Origin of the sequence: Agitococcus lubricus (genome assembly GCF_003051055.1) — a bacterium.
GTDB classification, from domain to species: Bacteria; Pseudomonadota; Gammaproteobacteria; order Pseudomonadales; family Moraxellaceae; genus Agitococcus; species Agitococcus lubricus.
Genome location: NZ_QAON01000010.1, coordinates 40331 through 59530, shown reverse-complemented (window position 1 = coordinate 59530; position 19200 = coordinate 40331). Strand labels below are relative to the sequence as shown.

13 protein-coding genes and 2 pseudogenes are annotated in these 19200 nt (G+C 43.2%); 8 read left to right on the top strand and 7 right to left on the bottom strand.

Going from position 1 to position 19200, the window contains the following annotated elements; translation table 11 throughout:
• Positions 1-108: 108 nt before the first annotated feature.
• Together C8N29_RS10715 and C8N29_RS10710 are read right to left on the bottom strand one after the other, a co-directional pair.
• Positions 109-834: an START domain-containing protein gene (locus tag C8N29_RS10715; RefSeq protein ID WP_170106963.1), complete on the bottom strand. Its 726-nt coding sequence runs from the start codon at positions 832-834 to the stop codon at positions 109-111.
• 538 nt (positions 835-1372) lie between these two features.
• Complete coding sequence (locus tag C8N29_RS10710; RefSeq protein ID WP_146164453.1) at positions 1373-2089, bottom strand: SRPBCC family protein; 717 nt, start codon at positions 2087-2089, stop codon at positions 1373-1375.
• Between the two features lie 676 nt (positions 2090-2765).
• Between C8N29_RS10710 and C8N29_RS10705 the strand changes: the two genes are divergently transcribed.
• Positions 2766-6761 carry a calcium-binding protein gene (locus tag C8N29_RS10705; RefSeq protein ID WP_107866057.1) on the top strand — a complete coding sequence of 1332 codons (3996 nt, stop codon included), beginning with the start codon at positions 2766-2768 and terminating at the stop codon, positions 6759-6761.
• Positions 6762-6865: 104 nt separating this feature from the next.
• On the opposite strand, the gene C8N29_RS10700 is transcribed toward C8N29_RS10705, so the two are convergent.
• Together C8N29_RS10700 and C8N29_RS10695 are read right to left on the bottom strand one after the other, a co-directional pair.
• Entirely contained in the window at positions 6866-8008 is a 1143-nt protein-coding gene (locus C8N29_RS10700; protein ID WP_107866056.1) for an acyl-CoA dehydrogenase family protein, read from the bottom strand.
• Positions 8009-8043: 35 nt separating this feature from the next.
• Positions 8044-8697 (bottom strand): class I SAM-dependent methyltransferase, encoded by a 654-nt coding sequence (locus C8N29_RS10695; protein WP_107866055.1) that lies wholly within the window; start codon positions 8695-8697, stop codon positions 8044-8046.
• Positions 8698-9100: 403 nt separating this feature from the next.
• Here C8N29_RS10695 and C8N29_RS10690 point away from each other — a divergent pair, with 403 nt between their 5' ends.
• Positions 9101-10918: an acyl-CoA dehydrogenase C-terminal domain-containing protein gene (locus C8N29_RS10690; protein WP_107866054.1), complete on the top strand. Its 1818-nt coding sequence runs from the start codon at positions 9101-9103 to the stop codon at positions 10916-10918.
• A gap of 238 nt (positions 10919-11156) precedes the next feature.
• The gene (locus C8N29_RS10685) at positions 11157-11399 is read left to right on the top strand and encodes a hypothetical protein (protein ID WP_107866053.1); all 243 of its coding nucleotides are present in this window, start codon (positions 11157-11159) and stop codon (positions 11397-11399) included.
• Positions 11400-11451: 52 nt separating this feature from the next.
• Here the strand turns inward: C8N29_RS10685 and C8N29_RS10680 are convergent.
• Together C8N29_RS10680 and C8N29_RS10675 are read right to left on the bottom strand one after the other, a co-directional pair.
• A pseudogene (locus tag C8N29_RS10680) lies at positions 11452-12535 on the bottom strand (RNA-guided endonuclease InsQ/TnpB family protein).
• A 281-nt stretch (positions 12536-12816) separates the two neighbouring features.
• The gene (locus C8N29_RS10675) at positions 12817-14397 is read right to left on the bottom strand and encodes a hypothetical protein (RefSeq protein WP_107866052.1); all 1581 of its coding nucleotides are present in this window, start codon (positions 14395-14397) and stop codon (positions 12817-12819) included.
• 165 nt (positions 14398-14562) lie between these two features.
• Between C8N29_RS10675 and C8N29_RS10670 the strand changes: the two genes are divergently transcribed.
• Together C8N29_RS10670 and C8N29_RS10665 are read left to right on the top strand one after the other, a co-directional pair.
• Positions 14563-15441 (top strand): DUF6502 family protein, encoded by an 879-nt coding sequence (locus tag C8N29_RS10670; protein ID WP_107866051.1) that lies wholly within the window; start codon positions 14563-14565, stop codon positions 15439-15441.
• 6 nt (positions 15442-15447) lie between these two features.
• Positions 15448-16428 (top strand): DUF5666 domain-containing protein, encoded by a 981-nt coding sequence (locus C8N29_RS10665; RefSeq protein ID WP_107866050.1) that lies wholly within the window; start codon positions 15448-15450, stop codon positions 16426-16428.
• Positions 16429-16538: 110 nt separating this feature from the next.
• Here C8N29_RS10665 and yihA read toward each other — a convergent pair.
• Positions 16539-17213: pseudogene (yihA, locus tag C8N29_RS10660) on the bottom strand (ribosome biogenesis GTP-binding protein YihA/YsxC); the annotation flags it as partial.
• 225 nt (positions 17214-17438) lie between these two features.
• On the opposite strand from yihA, the gene C8N29_RS10655 reads away from it, so the two are divergent.
• The 3 genes from C8N29_RS10655 to C8N29_RS10645 all read left to right on the top strand — a co-directional run bounded on the left by C8N29_RS10655 (position 17439) and on the right by C8N29_RS10645 (position 19179).
• Entirely contained in the window at positions 17439-17732 is a 294-nt protein-coding gene (locus tag C8N29_RS10655; RefSeq protein WP_107866048.1) for a c-type cytochrome, read from the top strand.
• 17 nt (positions 17733-17749) lie between these two features.
• Positions 17750-18400 carry a c-type cytochrome gene (locus C8N29_RS10650; RefSeq protein WP_107866047.1) on the top strand — a complete coding sequence of 217 codons (651 nt, stop codon included), beginning with the start codon at positions 17750-17752 and terminating at the stop codon, positions 18398-18400.
• 167 nt (positions 18401-18567) lie between these two features.
• A complete protein-coding gene (locus C8N29_RS10645; protein ID WP_107866046.1) occupies positions 18568-19179 on the top strand; it encodes a thiol:disulfide interchange protein DsbA/DsbL in 612 nt (203 codons plus the stop codon).
• Positions 19180-19200 lie beyond the last annotated feature (21 nt).

The window sequence follows — 19200 nt, the reverse complement described above, 5'->3', positions numbered from 1 at the left end:
AGAGTTAACATAGCCGATTGTTGAGCTAATTACTAGGTTTTTAGGAAGCGATTTACCAAGTCGATAGTGCTATCACACTTGGCAACATCGCTGACCTTGTCAAATAGGCTAAGGCAAATTATCTACATTAAAAACTGCAAACGGTAAGGGGGTTTTGGCGTTGACTAATTCCTCTTGTTGCAGCATACGACGCATCCCTAAAAGGGTGGTATAAGGGCCGTTTCGTTGGACAAAGTTAATCGCCCATGACGCCATATTGCCACCTGGGTCAACATAGCCTTCATTGATGACCAAGAGTTTACCATTAGGTAGTGGGGTGACTCGACAGGTCATATCTTCGGCCTGCATTCTGACGTATGGCGGACGTTCTGGAATATAGTCTGGAACTGCGTTGATTTTGACTGTCATATACGGTTTGTTGGGCGCTTGAGGCTCTAACACCATACGCAAGGCTACATCACGGTCGGGCACACCGTAGGGCGCGTCATGGGTGACATAAAAATAATACTCTGTGGGGGAAACTTTTTTGAGGAGCTTAGAGTCTAGAGCTTGCCATGACCATTTTTTGTAGTTATCAAAATCAGTAATCATTCGTAGGAAGGTTTCCATCGAGCCGTCCATGACTGCTTCTACTTTGAATGAGCGAAAGCGTTTACCATCTTCTTGTTTAGCATAGGTTTTTAAGCCATGACGTTGGTCATTTTTAACCAATGTCCATTGGTTACTGAGTTTGGTTTGTAGTTCATCTAAATCATCGTCTTTAGCTGCTTGCGCAGGTGCATGAAAGATTAATAATGATAGGGGTAAGACAAGCAGTTTTTTCGGGATACGCATACAACACTCCGCTCTTTGAAGATAGTCTTTTATGGGTGGTATAGAAAGCATAAAGACTACAACGGTTATTATTATTAACGTCGAGATTAGGGTTTGTTGACGTTTTACGTGTGAACCGCGTTGCTGATAAAAATTGTCTCAGACAAGGCACAAGACGTAGCCAATAGTGATTCTATGGGCAAGTTTTGTAACGCAGAATGAGTCAATTTTTAACGCAACCCAAAGGGAAAGAACGATTTTTTGAGGCTGCTTTGTTGTTCATCGCTTATTGGGAATCACCCAATCACGCGATTTACGCCGCGTATCCTCTCAAAAATAGCTTCTTTCGCAACCACAATCAAAACGTCAACAGACCCTATCCTTCTGTGGTCATGATGCATTGCTAAAACATTGCACCCAAGTTAGTAATCTAACATCTCGTATTGGGGGATTTTCTACACAACAACGGGATACGGTCTTAAACAGATAATCCCCTCTCTATAACAAGATTAGGTCTAAATTGTAAAAAAGCAATTTAGCCACCTGAGAAACTAAGCGGTTACTCAGGGGTACTGTCAATAGGGAAGGGAAGAGCGGTATGACTTTCGCGATATTCGTCAAGTTGCGCCATGCGTTGTAAGCCCAATAAAATGCTATAGGGGGCGCTACGTTGGATAAAGTTATTCGCCCATGCAGGTACACGTCCACCTGGGTCAACATAGCCTTGTGCTTCAATGAGTAAGCGATTTTCTGGCAGGGGGGTAAATTTGACCACCATGTCTTCGGCTTCCATACGAATGAGAGGTGGTTTTAAGGGCAGAAGCTCGGTATTAGCGCGTACTTTTAGGCTGATAAATTTTTGGGTTTTGCTCTGAGGCTCAATGACGACATGTAGAATGACATCGCGGTCAGGTAAGCCATACGGCGCACGATGTACCATGTAGACAAAATACTCGGTTGGTGAGTCTTTACGTATTAAACGTACATCGCGGACTTCCCACCACCATTTTTTATAACTTTCAAAATCTAATAGAACCCGTGCAATCGTTTCCATTGTGCTATTCATGGTTGCTTCGACTTTGAACGAACGAAAGCGTCTGCCATCTTCTTGTTTAGCATAGGTTTTGATGTTGCGTAGGCGGTCGTTTTTAACGAGGGTCCATTCATTAGTTAATTTGGATTGGAATTCGGAAAGCTCATCGTCTGCATAGCTAGGTGTTGTACATAACAGCAATAGGCATAGACTGATTGCAGAGAAAGCCAAGCTACGCATCACACACCTCTCGTTATTCTTGTTGAGATTACTTTAGCGGGATAATAGAGAAACGGCTACACTAAATCTGCTGATGTTTTGTGCAAATGCAATCATTTGATGATATAGAGATTTAATTTCCCTAAAACCGACCTATGTAATTGGCTCTGCTATTTACTGCGAGCCTATCTAAACGACAATTAAGCAGATGAGGCTATATTTGGTTTGTAGTGATTTTTTTACAAAAGGGTCTAGGCTTCTGTATGGTCTTTTAGACAAAAAGTTACTGTTGAATTCTTCGCAATTTCATATAAGACTAAAAATCCTTATTGTGTTCACCAGTGATAATTATTTAGGGAAAGTTGACATAAATCATTTGAGCTTTGACTACGATTCTCATAAGGCACTGAGCTAGATACTATCTTAAATATAACAAACTTTGGATTTTAGTATGGATAGAGTTTTGGTTTATTTTTTCATAGGAGTGTTAAGATAGAGTTTGTTATTTTGCCTAACAAATAAATCTATTATAATATATTCTTATTTTGAAGAGGATAATTGCTATTAAAATTATAAAATATTGATTTTTAATAAAAAGCCTCTTTGAAATACTAGCACAAAACTGGCAAGGGATAGCCTGTCACATTATCTTGACAGTACTTCTCTCTCATGCAATTAAAATTTAATCAGGAAAGCAATAATGACAACTTTGTATGGTACGAGTTTAGATGATGTATTAATTGGTAGCCATGATGCAGACACTCTGTATGGTCTTAATGGCGATGATTCACTGGATGGAGGTTTGGGTATCGACACGATGTCTGGAGGTTTGGGGAATGACACGTATTATGTCGATCAAAGTACCGATAGTATTATTGAATCTTCGAATCAGGGGTTAGATAAAGTATTTGCGACCGTGTCCTATACTTTGAGTGCTAATCTAGAGTCTCTCACACTGACAGGCTCATCAAGTATCAATGGTACGGGCAATATACTCAATAATATCATTATGGGTAATACGGGCAATAACATCCTTAATGGGGGAGCAGGTGCGGATACCTTACGTGGTGGAGCGGGTAACGATACCTATGTGGTCGATAATGTTGGCGATGTGGTTGATGAGCGTAAGAGTGCGACTAACTCAACGACAGCTGTAACTGAAAATGGATCTGTTGGGGGAGGTAGTTGGGGAGGTCAATTCACATTAGACGGTCAAAAAGTACTTTTTGTGAGCAATGAATTCCAGCAAGCAGGGCAGCCGAATGGTTCGACCAATCTTATGTTAAAAGATCTAAATGGTGGATATACATTGGTTAACACCTCTGCAAGTGGTAATCCTATTTTGGGGTCTTTTGGGAAAGGCCAATTTTCGTCAGATGGGATAAAAGTCTATTTTGCAATTAAGAATGTCGCAGGCTATAGCACGGGTTTGTATGCAAAAAATTTAAGTACAGGGGCATTGGATTATGTGATGCCGTGGTCTGACGCATCCCAAGAGTTTTTTGTTTCGGCTAATGGTAATGAAGTGTTGTTTAGAAGTGATAGTAGTGCAATTGCGGGCGACAGTATCACGAATGGTGGCATTTTCATCAGAAACCTGAGTACAAGTACGGTATCACGGGTGACAACAGATGATTACCATCCCATACTGACAACGCTAATGCTGGCATCGGGATCTGCGATATTTTCGCCCGTTAGCACCAATAAAGTGTTGTATACACAAAAATATTTAGACAGTTATTACGTCTATACACATACTAAACTCGTATTGAAAGACTTAACAAACAATACAGAGATGGTTATTACCCCTATGGGTGAAAACTACACAGATATTTCAGTTCAAGGTGCCAGTTTTAGTGCAGATGGTACCAAGATATTATTTTCTAGTGCGCCGAATGAGATTGATAACTCAGGGGTATCGCAAATCTATTTGAAGGATCTAAATAGCGGTGTGGTGACTTGTGTCAGTGCGGGAGAGAGTGGAACGGCGAATGCCTCTTGTGTGAACGCGGTGTTGTCGCCAGATGGCACAAAAGTGGCGTTTATTAGTAGTGCTACCAATTTAGTAGCGAATGATACGAATGGTAAGCGAGATGTATTTGTTAAAGATTTGCAAACAGGCAAAATAACTTTAATGAGTACAGACAGTTTAGGTAACTTGGCGAATGATGACTCATATACGGTAGCATTCTCGGCAGATAATAAGCGCTTGGTATTCACCAGCGAGGCGAATAATTTGAGTGCCAATGACCACACAGCAAATGGTTTTGATGTTTTTATCAAAGATTTGGATGTGGACGCAGGTGGTATAGATACAGTGCAAAGTAGTGTTAGTTATACCCTTGGTGACTATCTTGAAAACCTCACACTGACAGGCTCATCAAGTATCAATGGTACGGGCAATATACTCAACAATATCATTACGGGTAATACGGGCAATAACATCCTTAATGGGGGAGCAGGTGCGGATACCTTACGTGGTGGAGCGGGTAACGATACCTATGTGGTCGATAATGTTGGCGATGTGGTTGATGAGCGTAAGAGTGCGACTAACTCAACGACAGCTGTAACTGAAAATGGATCTGTTGGGGGAGGTAGTTGGGGAGGTCAATTCACATTAGACGGTCAAAAAGTACTTTTTGTGAGCAATGAATTCCAGCAAGCAGGGCAGCCGAATGGTTCGACCAATCTTATGTTAAAAGATCTAAATGGTGGATATACATTGGTTAACACCTCTGCAAGTGGTAATCCTATTTTGGGGTCTTTTGGGAAAGGCCAATTTTCGTCAGATGGGATAAAAGTCTATTTTGCAATTAAGAATGTCGCAGGCTATAGCACGGGTTTGTATGCAAAAAATTTAAGTACAGGGGCATTGGATTATGTGATGCCGTGGTCTGACGCATCCCAAGAGTTTTTTGTTTCGGCTAATGGTAATGAAGTGTTGTTTAGAAGTGATAGTAGTGCAATTGCGGGCGACAGTATCACGAATGGTGGCATTTTCATCAGAAACCTGAGTACAAGTACGGTATCACGGGTGACAACAGATGATTACCATCCCATACTGACAACGCTAATGCTGGCATCGGGATCTGCGATATTTTCGCCCGTTAGCACCAATAAAGTGTTGTATACACAAAAATATTTAGACAGTTATTACGTCTATACACATACTAAACTCGTATTGAAAGACTTAACAAACAATACAGAGATGGTTATTACCCCTATGGGTGAAAACTACACAGATATTTCAGTTCAAGGTGCCAGTTTTAGTGCAGATGGTACCAAGATATTATTTTCTAGTGCGCCGAATGAGATTGATAACTCAGGGGTATCGCAAATCTATTTGAAGGATCTAAATAGCGGTGTGGTGACTTGTGTCAGTGCGGGAGAGAGTGGAACGGCGAATGCCTCTTGTGTGAACGCGGTGTTGTCGCCAGATGGCACAAAAGTGGCGTTTATTAGTAGTGCTACCAATTTAGTAGCGAATGATACGAATGGTAAGCGAGATGTATTTGTTAAAGATTTGCAAACAGGCAAAATAACTTTAATGAGTACAGACAGTTTAGGTAACTTGGCGAATGATGACTCATATACGGTAGCATTCTCGGCAGATAATAAGCGCTTGGTATTCACCAGCGAGGCGAATAATTTGAGTGCCAATGACCACACAGCAAATGGTTTTGATGTTTTTATCAAAGATTTGGATGTGGACGCAGGTGGTATAGATACAGTGCAAAGTAGTGTTAGTTATACCCTTGGTGACTATCTTGAAAACCTCACACTGACAGGCTCATCAAGTATCAATGGTACGGGCAATATACTCAACAATATCATTACGGGTAATACGGGCAATAACATCCTTAATGGGGGAGCAGGTGCGGATACAGTCAGCTTTAGTAGCGCTACTGCCTCAGTAGTCGTGGATTTGGGAGCAGGAACAGCCTCGGGTGATGGTACAGATACGCTGATTAATTTCGAAAATATTACTGGCTCATTTTTTGCTGATTCTATTATAGGGAACAGCTTAGCTAATATATTGTCTGGCAGCACAGGCAACGACTCTCTCTATGGTATGGGGGCTAATGATGTGTTGGCTGGTGGCTTGGGAGATGACGTGCTTGATGGTGGAACGGGGACGGATACTGTGAGCTATGCTGCTGCGACGGGTGCTGTAACTGTGAATTTGGCAACAGGGGTATCATCAGGAGCAGATGGTGTAGATACGATATCAAATATAGAGTCAATCACCGCATCTATTTATAACGATACACTGAATGGCAATAGCAGTAATAATGTGTTGACTGGCGGTAAAGGTAGCGATACTTATAACGCTAGTCGTGGTGGTGCGGTTGATACGATTGTTGAAAATGATGCAACAGCAGGTAATACTGACATATTGCTGTTTGCAACCAGTGTTGCGCACGATCAGTTGTGGTTCAAGCATGTAGGCAATAATCTTGAGATCAGTATTATTGGTACATCAGATAAAGTTGTATTTCATAATTGGTATTTAGGTTCGTCTTATCATACGGAGCAAATCAAGACGATAGATGGTAATAAAACTTTACTCAGTAGTAATGTTGAGGCTTTAGTTACAGCAATGGCGGGTATGACGCCACCACCTGCGGGGCAAACCAGTTTAACCACGGCACAGCATAGCCAACTAGACGGGGTTATTGCAGCTAATTGGAGCTAATCCCTTTTAGACCTTGGTCATGAAAAGGGTATCTAAATGGCTCTTTTTATGCCATTAAAACAGCAGGCTGCTGCCTAGCAACAGCCTAGCTGGTACGTAGAGTGTTAGCGTCCAACTAAAGTACGGGCAATCACCTCTTTCATAATTTCATTGGTGCCGCCGTAAATACGCTGAATACGCGCATCGACATAGGCGCGTGCCGCAGGGTATTCCATCATATAACCATAACCACCAAATAACTGTAAACACGCATCTGCAACACGGCATTGCATTTCGGTGGTGGCTAATTTAGCAATTGCTGCCGTCGAAGCATCTAATTTACCTTCCATATATTGACGAATACATTGCTCGGTAAAGGCTTTATTAATAGCAATGTCGGTATGACACGTTGCTAAACTAAAGCGTGTATTTTGTAATTTACTAATGGGATGACCAAAGGCCTTACGTTCTTGAGTGTAGGCAATAGTAGACGCTAATAACCCTTCAGAGGAGGCAACGGCACATACGGCTAAATTCAAACGCTCGCGTGGCAGCTCATTCATTAAATAAGCAAAACCTTTGCCTTCTTCGCCCAATAAACTGTCTAAGGGAAGTTTGACATTATCAAAAAACAGCTCGGACGTGTCTTGTGAGTGTAAGCCCATTTTGTCGAGATTACGGCCACGTGCACAACCCGCGAGTTTCATATCGACCAAAAATAAGCTCACGCCTTTAGCACCACCAGCGGGGTCGGTTTTAGCGGCTAAAATCACTAAATCCGCATGTTGGCCGTTACTAATAAACGTTTTAGAGCCATTTAATAAATAATGGTCATCTTTACGAATGGCGGTCGTACGGATAGCTTGTAAGTCCGACCCCGCACCAGGTTCGGTCATGCCAATCGCACCGACAACGTCGCCAGTCACCATTTTGGGTAGCCAATATTGGCGTTGTGCTTCATTGGCAATATGCAGTACATAAGGCGCAGCAATATTACAATTGACAGAAAGCGCGGTGGCTAAAGAGCCAAAATTAGCACGTGAGACTTCTTCTAAAATGACACAAGCGTACAAATAAGAAGCGCCAATGCCATTATATTCTTCTGGCTGGTCTACACATAATAGGCCGTTTTCGCCCAGTTTGTGCCAAATTTCGCGCGGCATAATGCCGTCTTTTTCCCATTGCTCATAAAATGGTTTAATTTCTTTATCTAAAAAGCGACGTACCATATCGCGGAATTGTTCTAATTCAGAATTATATTCGCTCATTATAAAGTCCTCAGAGTGGGTTGATAAAAAATGACTTAGCGCCAAGCACAAAAAATGGCTGCTGCGCCGTACTGCTTGATGTGATAACGTGAAAAACCTTGACTTAATGCATGTTCTAAACGGCGGATATTATCTTGCTGATTACCAAATATCCCTTTATTTTGGTACATCCGCATGGTGGTGCGTGCGGCAAGTGTTAAGGATATATCTTGTCCAAGTAGGGTAGCCCCAAATAACACGCCATTGGGCGTCAAAAACTGACTTAAGTGTCTAAATACACGGTCTTTTTCGGGGATATTTGGTAAACAATGCCATACATAATTAAAGGCAATCGAATCAAAAAGTGGTAGTTGTAGGGGGGGGGCTAACAAAATATCGTGTAATACCCCCGCAGGTTGATACTGTTTGAGCGCCTGTGTTGCGGCTTGTAGGGTATGCTCGTTGATATCCATTAACACTAAACGGGGGTTTAGCAGACTAAATGGTACTTGTTTGAGAAAAAAACCTGTGCCTGCACCCACTTCGAGATGGTTATGACTGGTATATTGTTGATAGGTGGCAAGTAGCTGTTGCGTAGGGTATTGCCACAAATAATGATTAGAAAAACCATGCACCCACCAATCATACAGTTTGAGTATGCTGGGCGTATAAATGGCAGCACCTGCCTGTGATTGGGGATGGAATGCCATAGATGACGTCGTCTCGAATGGGGGCTTAAAACAGTTTATTAATGCACAAACTGCGTGATTAGCGGATACGTTACTGACTATAGGGGAATTATTTTTACAATACAATCGTACAGATATAACGTATTTTTTTGACGGCTAAAAGAGGATTTGAGGCCAATATCAGTCTTAATGGGACAAAACCTAGACAATCAGGCGTGAAATATTCACCAAACTGCCGCTAAAATTGTCAACTTCTGTCAATGGTTTTTATAAAAAAGTCTTTAGACTATTTACACTAATCGGAACGGATTTTCTGAGCAAAACCGTTTTGCCCGCTGTATTCAATCACGCTGAAGCGGTGACCTTGCGTCATCCCATAAAATCAGATGATTTTATGTTTAATAACCACGCTTTGAGGTGTTTTATGCCGACTTATAAGGCTCCATTGCGCGATATGCGCTTTTTGATGAATGAAGTGTTTGATTTTCCTGCACACTATACCACGTTAAGTAATGGTGCAGACGCAACGCCTGATATGGTAGATGCCATTGTCGGCGAATGTGCACGCCTGTGTGAAGAGGTTTTAGCACCTATCAATTTGTCTGGTGACTTAGAGGGTTGTCATTTTGATAATTCTGTCGTGACGACACCTAAAGGCTTTAAAGATGCCTATGACCAATATGTTGCAGGTGGTTGGCAAGGGTTATCGCACCCAACCGAATACGGTGGTCAAGGTTTGCCAATGTCCTTAAATCTCATCAAAGCCGAAATGATGGGCACAGCAAACTGGTCATTCACCATGTACCCTGGTTTAAGTTTGGGTTGCATGAACACCATTATGCAGTATGGTGACGAAGCGCAAAAGAATGTGTATATGCCACCCTTAGTTGAAGGTCGCTGGTCTGGTACCATGTGTTTGACAGAGCCACAATGTGGTACAGACTTGGGTCAAATTAAAACTAAAGCCGAGCCACAAGCGGACGGTACGTATAAATTAACAGGTACTAAAATCTTTATTTCTGCGGGCGAACACGATTTAACCGAAAACATCGTACACATCGTGTTAGCACGTTTGCCCGATGCCCCTAAAGGGACACGCGGCATTTCGTTATTTATCGTGCCAAAATTTATTCCTGATGCGCAAGGTAATGTTGGTGAGCGTAACTCCGTCAGTTGCGGCTCTATCGAACACAAAATGGGGATTCGTGCCTCTGCAACCTGTGTCATGAATTTTGATAATGCCATAGGTTATTTGATTGGCTTACCCAACAAAGGCTTAGAGGCCATGTTCACCTTTATGAATACAGCGCGTATTGGTACGGCTGTTCAAGGGGTGGCACATGCAGAGTTATCCTACCAAGGTGCGTTAGCCTATGCTAAAGAGCGTCGTTCTATGCGCGCTTTATCGGGCAAAAAAGAGCCTGAGCAAATCGCTGATGCGTTGATTTATCATGCTGACGTGCGCCGCATGTTATTAACGCAAAAAGTGATTGCTGAGGGTGGCCGTGCGATGATTTATTATGCCAGTCAATACGCAGACCATATGACCAACGGCATCATCGAAAATGACCAAAAGAAATACGAATATTGGGATGATAAATTAGGCTTCTTTACCCCCATTCTCAAAGGCTTCTTAACCGAGTTGGGCTTAGAGTCTGCTAACATCGGTATGCAAGTGTTTGGTGGTCATGGTTATATCAAAGAGCATGGCATGGAACAAATTGCCCGTGATGCGCGTATTGCAACCTTGTACGAAGGCACAACGGGTATTCAGGCTTTAGACTTATTGGGTCGTAAAGTATTATTACAAAGCAAAGGCAAAGCAGTCCGTGACTTTACCGCAGATGTGCTCAAGTTTTGTGGTCGTCATGCCCGTGACAAACAAATGCGTCGTTATGTGTGGGATTTAACCAAATTGTGTGCACAATGGAACTACCTCACCACCCGTATTATGTTAACAGCACGCAAAGACCGCGACATCGTCAGTGCCGCCTGTAATGACTTCTTGATGTACTCAGGTTATGTCACTATGGCCTATTTCTGGGCATTACAAGCCGCCGTAGCCTATGAAAAACTAGCTAACGGTGGCGCAGAGCAAGCCGAGTTTTATCAAGCAAAAATTCAAACGGCAGAATTCTACTTTGAGCGTTTGTTACCACGCGCGGCGGGTCATGCAGGTAGCATGTTGTCGCCATCGAAGTCGTTAATGCAGTTAGATAAAGACGCTTTTGCATTTGGTTAATAGCCAGCTAAAGTAAAAAGGGGAGCATAAGCTCCCCTTTTTTATGGTATTCATAACTCTCAACCTTATCACTTCTATAACGATTAAGTAGTAAAATCTAGATTTCATGGACTGAAATGGAAATATTAACCGCCCATGGTTGAGGTAGACCTTGCTAAAACCGTTGCTGTTGCAGGCAAAAATACCGATAAATGTTAATCCGAGTATTCAAAGTCGCTCACACTGGAGGCTAAATAGAATGAATCGCACCTTGGTATTAGGCATCTTGTTGTGGATGACACTCAGCCCTGCGTTTGCGGCAACACCGCCCAAATATGTAGCGATTAAAGATTTTAATCTCTGCTTGCAAGAAAAAAATATCGATATCTATAGCGTATGGTGTATGCCGAGCAAAAGGGCAGCAGCTTGTCCAAGAGCTTCATGGAAAGCATTAAAAAGATTAAAAAAACGAGACAAAGTGCAAGCCTGTGAGTCATTCTGAGACTTGCCTACTTCTTTAGAACATCAATATTGAGATTGACATCCTCCCCTAGCTAAAGCAAGGGGATTCCTTCTACAAGACGCTCATGTCCGAGCGCGAGAATGTTCTTAGCGGCATTGATGTCGCGGTCATGCAGTGTACCGCACTGCACACAAGTCCATTCTCTTATTCCAAGTCCTGCTCTACCTTTCGGACTACTGTCGCGTGAGCCACAGCACGAGCAAGTTTGGGTGGTATATTGTTCATTCACTTCTTCAAACCATACCCCTGCGTTCTCGCACTTATACTTGAGTAGGGTTCTAAACAGCGTCCAGCCTGCATCTAAGACCGACTTTGCCAGTTTAGTTTTGGCTAGACTTTTTGCATTGACGTTGCCAACAAATATTGCGGCGTAATTTTTAACTAACGCGGTACTTTCTTGGTGTAAGTGATTACTTCTAATCTGTTTGATTTTGGCATGAATGGCTTTAACACGCTTTTTATGTCTGGCGCGTTGGGCGATGCCTAGTTTTTGTTCGTATTTTCTATAGGTACGCTGTGCTTCTATTTTTTGACCATTGGAGAGTGTGGCAAGGTCTTTTAAACCCAAGTCAATGCCAACACTTCGACTGCGTTCAGTGACCGCGTTAGGTGTTAGGTTAGTGAGCGTAGTCGAACAATCAACCACTAAGCACACATACCAACGGCCACGACTATCTTGTACAAATGCCCCTGTTTTAACGTTGTATTGATTTAATCCGTAGCTATCCCACAAACCAAACCAGTGATTGCCGTATTTGATTTGGCCGTATTGGTATTTGATGGCTGTTTTTTTGAAAGGTATCCAGCCTGAGTGATTTTTTGGCCGAGTTAGGATTGGAGACACGCCACTTGAGTTTGGCTTTTTTGAATTGTTTGCGTCTTAACACTAATTCTTCAGTAATGGCTTGAATCGTTTGGTTATGCAGATTTAAGCCTGCTTTGCTTGCGCCTGCGGTATATTTAGCAATATCAAAAGCTGAAAAGAATTTTCCTGTTCGTTGAAGATGTTTAAAACACAGGTCATTGACATAATTCAAAACAAAGTTCACTTCGGATGCGAGTTGGTCTAGCACCTTGCAATGTTTGTCTTTTATGCGTAATTTAAGTGTTTTCATGCCTTGATTTTAAGAGTCATTCCTCGTTAAAACAAATACTTTCTTAAGGCCTTATTCTGTATTTCGGCTTCGCTCAATAACCCTAAGTGACACTTGCCAACTTATCAACCTTACTGATTTGTGCCAAATCGCATGGTTACTGAGTGAAGCCGAAGTATTGATAAGCCGTCGTGTCACCGCCTTATATCCTCGGCCTAAAGGCGCGAGGTTTTACGGCGAGTTTGATAAAAAGGGCGAGAGTTGTTTATACAACCCTCGCCCCTCATTTACTCTGACAGAATTTAGCACCCTGCATGGCTAGCATTAGGGACTTTTAAGATAGAAACATAATAGCTGGTTGTTAGCGTTGGACTTGCTTTTGCGCTTGAAACGGCGCTTGCCGCATTGCTAGTCTGTTGAGTCCATAATAAGGCGGATGTACAACTATCCAGACTCGCAGCAGCAAGAACATTAGAGGGCTGTGTGACTTGACCAAAATCGGCTGTCGCTAGGGTTTGTGGAATTAAAGCGGGCGTTGTGTTGCTGCCCAACAAACTAAAACTTGCTTGTAGGGCTTGGTCTTTCGCAAAACTTAATTGCTCTCCTGCACGATTAACACTTAAGGCAACGTGTTGATATTGTTGGCTCATATTGCCTTCAAAACGTGAGTTTGGCACAAACTGAGGCGCATCAAATTGTGGTGAGTTAGGACGATAGGTACTTAAATAAATATTGCTGACATTTTTAGACGTCGTATCTATCAAGGCCGTTGTGTTATTGACAAAAGCCACGCGCACGTCCCCATTATGTAAACGCTGCATGTTAAAACTTGGCCATTCTGTAGAGGGTAGACTCGTAAAGGCCGAGCCAACTGTGGCGGCATTACTGCGAGCAATCGCCTGTGCATAAACAACTGGGCGTGCATCGGCTGAATTAGCGACTTGTTGAGTGGCCACTAAGACTTGGTTATCGCCTGCTAAGGCGAGTTGTAGGTCTTCTAATTGATATTGATTAGTCAATAAGGTTTGTACGACAGGTGCTTGGCTAGGTGCGGTCGCAGCGGCATACAACTCCGAACGTGTCCCATCACCCGAAAGAGTACGACGTAATATCCATGCTGCATTGATGTTTGATTGATTATCTACCACTACCTTCATACGCATGAATTGACTGCTATTGCTGTAACTCGTGGCTTGTGCGGAGATTTCAGTCTCCGTAAAGCTGGTTTGACTACGATTCGCGGATAATGCGGTTAATACATGATAAGAAATGGGTTCGGCAGGCGCTACAACCGCAGAGGCTCGCGCGGTACTGAGCACAGCGGCTCTATCCGCTTCACTTTCAAAGCTGTAGGCGAGCACAACATCCTGACCATTGGCATGTGTCAACGCAATATGCTGTACGCCTTTCATGCTATGACTAATGCCAGTCGTTAAGCTGGTACTGTTGGCCGTTAAATGACGTAAACGAATCGTATCCGCTGCGGGATGCAGGTCGGCAATACTAAACCCTCCCTGATTATCTGCGCTAATTTTTAGACTGCGTGCCGCTAAATCGGTACCTGTCGTAATGTCTTGCCATTGACCATTAGACCAGCGACGTAAGCTAAAGTAGGTATTTCCATCAATCGGTTCGGCAATCGCAACTAACACATCACCTGTTGTACTGACAGCCAGCGCCGCAGGGTCGACTAAGCCATCTAAACCAATAGACGCATTAGCTACACGGCTAATACTGTAGTGTTGAGCATTAATCGCTTGCACCACCGTAGTCGTATTACCCGTATTTTGACTGCTGTCTGTGTTATCAGACGAGCCTCCACATCCTGTTAAGACCAAAGCAGCACTGACCGCAAACGCTAATACGCCGTGTTTGAATACCATTGTCGTCGTCCTGTAGTAAAAATGCATAAAAAGAACATTTTTATCTTAGCTTGAATATGTTTTTATGTAAATGCACAAAAAGAACATTTTTTGACTGGTATTAAATCCTGAATATCGACTAGAATCACCGACAACTCCCATTTAATGCGCTGAGTGACGTGGTTTATGTTAAACAAGCCAGCAACGACACTGGATGCCTGCCGTGCCTTATGCCAAGCGTGGTTACGCCCAGTGGTGCGTGTGTGTTTAGGCTATGGCCTCAAATATCAAGATTTTACTGAGCTGACAAAAAGCCTATTTATTGAAGAAGCCATGCGCGAGTCCAGACAGGGCAAAAAAATCAATATTAGCCAGATGGCCAGCAAAACAGGCTTACAACGAAAAGACTTAACAGAGCGTCTACTCATGCCTGTTGCCTATGATGCACAAACAGAACGCTCATGGCCTGTTCAGGTGTTTAGTCAATGGCGACAATGGGTGCGACAAGACGCATCCAAACAGCGTTTACCACTCACCAGTGCCGATGAGAATCAGCCGAGCTTTGCTGGTTTGGCGCGTTTGGTGAGTAAAGGTACAATACATCATCGTGCAGTGTTGAATGAATTATTGCGTCTTAAATTAGTCCGAGAAGAGGGGGACGAGGTGTATTTATTACAAGATGCCTTTGTTCCGAGTGCAGATTTACAATGGATGATGAGTTTTGCTGCCGATAACGGTCACGACCATTTACAAGCGATGACGGCAAATGTATTAGGGGTGATGCCACGCTTTTTTGAACAAGCAGTTTTTTCGGCACAAATTCGTCCAGAAGATTGCGAACAGGCACAACAATTACTGCGTCAATATTGGCAAAAATTAGAAGCAGAGTTACTCGATTTACTCACCAAAGCCGAATACAACACCGAACAGCGTATTCAACAAGACCCCACACAGCCTTTAGCCCGACTGCGTGTTGGCGCTTATTGTTATCATACCGCGCAAGCAGACGACCCCGCTCCACAGGATGCGAGTGAGAGTGCGCTCAAGATATCCCAAATAGAGTAATCACTTATGCGTGGCGTTATTCTTAAGCAACGATATCGTTTAGCCACTATAGGGCTAATGTCCTTGTGTCTGTCCTTAATGGCCTGTAATACGGATACCCAAACAGCCCAGTTACCAGGTTCTGGAGGGACGGGCTATAACCCTGTTCGTAAAGGCGCGTTGACCGTGATTGCACCACTACAAGCGCAGACCTTAGATAGCTTGCAAGCGGCACAACAAAATTGGTTGATAACGCCACACAGCAAACGATTAACAGAACAGCCTGCACAAACAGGCCAGATACTATGGTTAAGAACGCATAAAGCGAGCAATACGATTGATTTTTATGCAGCAGGCGCGGCAGCACAAGGGGTAGTTGAGGCAGTCGATGAGGATTTAAACATATTCACCATGTACGATACGCAAGTGATATTTAACCAACAAACACAATGGTTAGATGGTTTACAGGCCAATAATGTATTAGCACAAGCGGTCGCCGTTGATGGTTATTTACAACCATCAGGACATTTAATCGCACAACGTATTCGTCGCAATACCGATAGTACAGTGCGTGTGATTAGCGTATCTATGGATACTTATGATGCGGAAACACGTACACTGAGTACGGGTTTTACAGACTTTATCTTAAATGACCAAACCTATATGCCAGATGGAGAGATTAACCCACAAGTTGCTCCCCAATGTGTGCGTTTACAATTAGGCGCACGCCAACGCAACAGTAGTACATGGCCTGTCTTGCAGATGCAGTTTTGGCACACCGTCAATCAAGGTGAGTTTTTGGGACAAAATATATTGATACCCACGAAAACGGAAGGCGAGTATATGTTTGGTTGCCAAAGGGTATACACCACAGCAGCGACCCAATGGAAAAACATTCAGTCTGAGCAGCTGCCAAGCTCTGCTTTGATAGAAGTGTATGGTACAGCAGACAGTAGTGGCCGTATCCAAGCCACGTATATCCAAGCATTGACAACGGATAAGCCTTAAATGCAACACAGGCTTGAGAGCCGCCAGATACTATTCATCACTCAGGCACACGCGATATGAGCATGGATGTGTCTCGTGTTATGGATAGCCAACAGCCTCTATGGCTTATATCAAACACTGGACGATAGATGATTACTAGACTCAGAAGGCTCTATTTCCGCTTGTATCGCGTCTTCCGTATTGGCAATGGGTGGATAGTTTAACCATTGTCCCAATACATCAGCCGCCTCCTCTAAACCCATACGTTGTAAGGCTGAAAACAGTTGTACACTAGCAATGATATTTTTGGCTTTTAATTGCTTTTTCATCGCTTGCAACGCAGCAAGGGCAGGGCTACGGTTCAGTTTATCGGCTTTAGTCAACAAAATATGTACTCGTAACTGACGACGCTGTGCCCAATTGAGTAACATTTCATCATATTTTTGTAGAGGGTGGCGTACATCCATCAACACAATTAAGCCTTGTAGACTGTCACGTTTGATTAAATAGTTTTCTAATTCTTTTTGCCATGCTTCTTTCATGGCCAGTGGCACGGCCGCGTAGCCATAACCGGGTAGGTCGACGAGTCGTCGTTCTGCGTCTAAACTGAAATAATTAAGGAGCTGTGTGCGACCAGGTGTTTTTGACGCTCTAGCAAGTTGGCGCTGTCGGGTTAACGCATTAATGGCACTGGATTTTCCTGCATTTGAGCGCCCAGCAAAGGCAACTTCATAGCCAATATTGGGTGGACAGGCCGATAAACGTGGGGCGCTGGTCATAAATTGTGCTTTTTCGAGCAAAGTTAAAACAGGATTTTGCGAGCTCATATTCAGTCATCAAGGAGGGTTGCTGACAAAGGGTTGTATTTAACACTTTGTTTTTTAAGTAAAAATATGCGATTTGCTAAAGTGAAGACAAATACTTTAGCGCATAATCATCAAACGTGTTAAATCCTATATTGTATAAGGGTATTACAGTTCGTAACAGATAACGATATAATCGCGCAACGGTTTGAACCGTGGGAGAGAATTATGAAGAAGTTAGCGGCTGTTGTCGCCTGCTTTGGTGTATTAATTAGCAGTAATATGCATGCTGCGGGCATCGAAGACAAGTACAACAAAGCCTGTGTGACTTGTCATGGTACAGGCGCATTAGGTGCACCTAAAACAGGCGACCAAGCAGCGTGGGCACCACGCTTAAAGCAAGGCACAGATACCTTACTCTCTCACATTCGTAGTGGCTACAAAAATATGCCCGCCAAAGGTTTGTGTAACGATTGTAGTGATGCTGACTACATCGCTTTGATAAAATTCATGTCTCAATAAGCTAGTTGGAAGCTGTTATGAAGAAGTCTTTTGCTGCCTTAGTTGCTCTTGTGTCCATGTCGGCTGTTCATGCGGGTAGTATGCCTAAAGGCGATGCTGCTGCAGGCCAAGCCTTAGCTGCACAATGTGCGGCTTGTCATGGTGCTGATGGAAATAGTGCCGCCCCCACGTTTCCGCGTTTAGCAGGACAAAACGCTAAATATATTTATAAGCAATTACATGACTTCAAATCAGGACGTCGTAATAACCCTTTAATGATGCCAATGGCGGCCGATAAAACCGACCAGCAAATGGCAGATTTAGCGGTGTACTTCTCGCAACAAAAAAGTGGTGTGAGTTTGGCCGACCCTGCGCTTTTGGCCAAAGGTGAGCGTTTGTACCGTGGCGGTAATCCTGCAACGGGTGTTGCGCCGTGTGCGGGTTGTCATGGGCCAGCAGGCAAGGGGAATGCCCTCGCTGCCTTTCCTAAGTTAGGTGGACAACATGCTGATTATATTAAAGCGCAGTTAATTGCATTCCGTGCGGCAGGTCGTGACGACAACACCGACCAAAAACGCGTTAATGATGCGGCTAAAGAAGGGGATATCGGTATTATGCAAATGGTTGCCTCTAAGTTATCAGATAAAGAAATTGATGCCTTAGCAAATTATGTGTCAGGTTTACACTAAACCCTGACAGTGATAAAAACGCCCTGATAATCAGGGCGTTTGTTTTTGGTGGCAAAAAATAAACCATACATTCAGACACGCAACATTAACATGTTTTGCGTTATGCTATGTCCTTATGTACAGGCATCTGGCGTGATGCCAATAACCATACCTAGGTAGAGGATGTTATGTTAAAAAAAATAGCTGTCGTTTTGATGACTACGGTATTTATGCCTGTTTTAGCCTTAGCGGCTAATTTTGTGGAGGGGAAAGATTATAAATTAGTAGCGTCTCCTACCCCTGTCACACCAGGTGTGATTGAGGTACGCGAGTTCTTTTGGTATGGTTGCCCGCACTGTTTTCGCTTAGACCCTTTCCTGAATACGTGGTTAAAAACTAAACCCAAAGATGTCAATTTTGTACGTACCCCCGCAGCGTTAAATCCTGTTTGGGAAGGTAGCGCACGTGGTTACTATGCTATTGAAATGATGGGGATGGTTGAAAAAACACATACGCCCTTATTTAATACGATTCATGAAAAACAGGCACGTATTTTTGATGAAGCCAGCTTAGCCAGTTTTTATCAACGTTACGGTGTTGACCCGACGAAGTTCCGTAGCTTGTTTAATTCCTTTCCTGTGAACGCCAAAGTGTCTCAGGCTAAACAACTGGCACAAAAGTATCAAATAGAAGGTGTACCTGCTGTGATTGTGAATGGCAAATACATGGTATCTGGCGATGGTGCAAAAGTGATTGAAGTCACCAACTTCTTAATTGATAAAGAACGTAATAAAAAATAATAGCCAAGCACGTGAGTGGTT

Excerpts from the sequence above, each read along its gene's own strand:
- C8N29_RS10715 (WP_170106963.1), bottom strand. The coding sequence starts at position 834 with ATGCGTATCCCGAAAAAACTGCTTGTCTTACCCCTATCATTATTAATC.
- C8N29_RS10705 (WP_107866057.1), top strand. The coding sequence starts at position 2,766 with ATGACAACTTTGTATGGTACGAGTTTAGATGATGTATTAATTGGTAGC.
- C8N29_RS10700 (WP_107866056.1), bottom strand. The coding sequence starts at position 8,008 with ATGAGCGAATATAATTCTGAATTAGAACAATTCCGCGATATGGTACGT.
- C8N29_RS10695 (WP_107866055.1), bottom strand. The coding sequence starts at position 8,697 with ATGGCATTCCATCCCCAATCACAGGCAGGTGCTGCCATTTATACGCCC.
- C8N29_RS10690 (WP_107866054.1), top strand. The coding sequence starts at position 9,101 with ATGCCGACTTATAAGGCTCCATTGCGCGATATGCGCTTTTTGATGAAT.
- C8N29_RS10685 (WP_107866053.1), top strand. The coding sequence starts at position 11,157 with ATGAATCGCACCTTGGTATTAGGCATCTTGTTGTGGATGACACTCAGC.
- C8N29_RS10675 (WP_107866052.1), bottom strand. The coding sequence starts at position 14,397 with ATGGTATTCAAACACGGCGTATTAGCGTTTGCGGTCAGTGCTGCTTTG.
- C8N29_RS10670 (WP_107866051.1), top strand. The coding sequence starts at position 14,563 with ATGTTAAACAAGCCAGCAACGACACTGGATGCCTGCCGTGCCTTATGC.
- C8N29_RS10665 (WP_107866050.1), top strand. The coding sequence starts at position 15,448 with ATGCGTGGCGTTATTCTTAAGCAACGATATCGTTTAGCCACTATAGGG.
- C8N29_RS10655 (WP_107866048.1), top strand. The coding sequence starts at position 17,439 with ATGAAGAAGTTAGCGGCTGTTGTCGCCTGCTTTGGTGTATTAATTAGC.
- C8N29_RS10650 (WP_107866047.1), top strand. The coding sequence starts at position 17,750 with ATGAAGAAGTCTTTTGCTGCCTTAGTTGCTCTTGTGTCCATGTCGGCT.
- C8N29_RS10645 (WP_107866046.1), top strand. The coding sequence starts at position 18,568 with ATGTTAAAAAAAATAGCTGTCGTTTTGATGACTACGGTATTTATGCCT.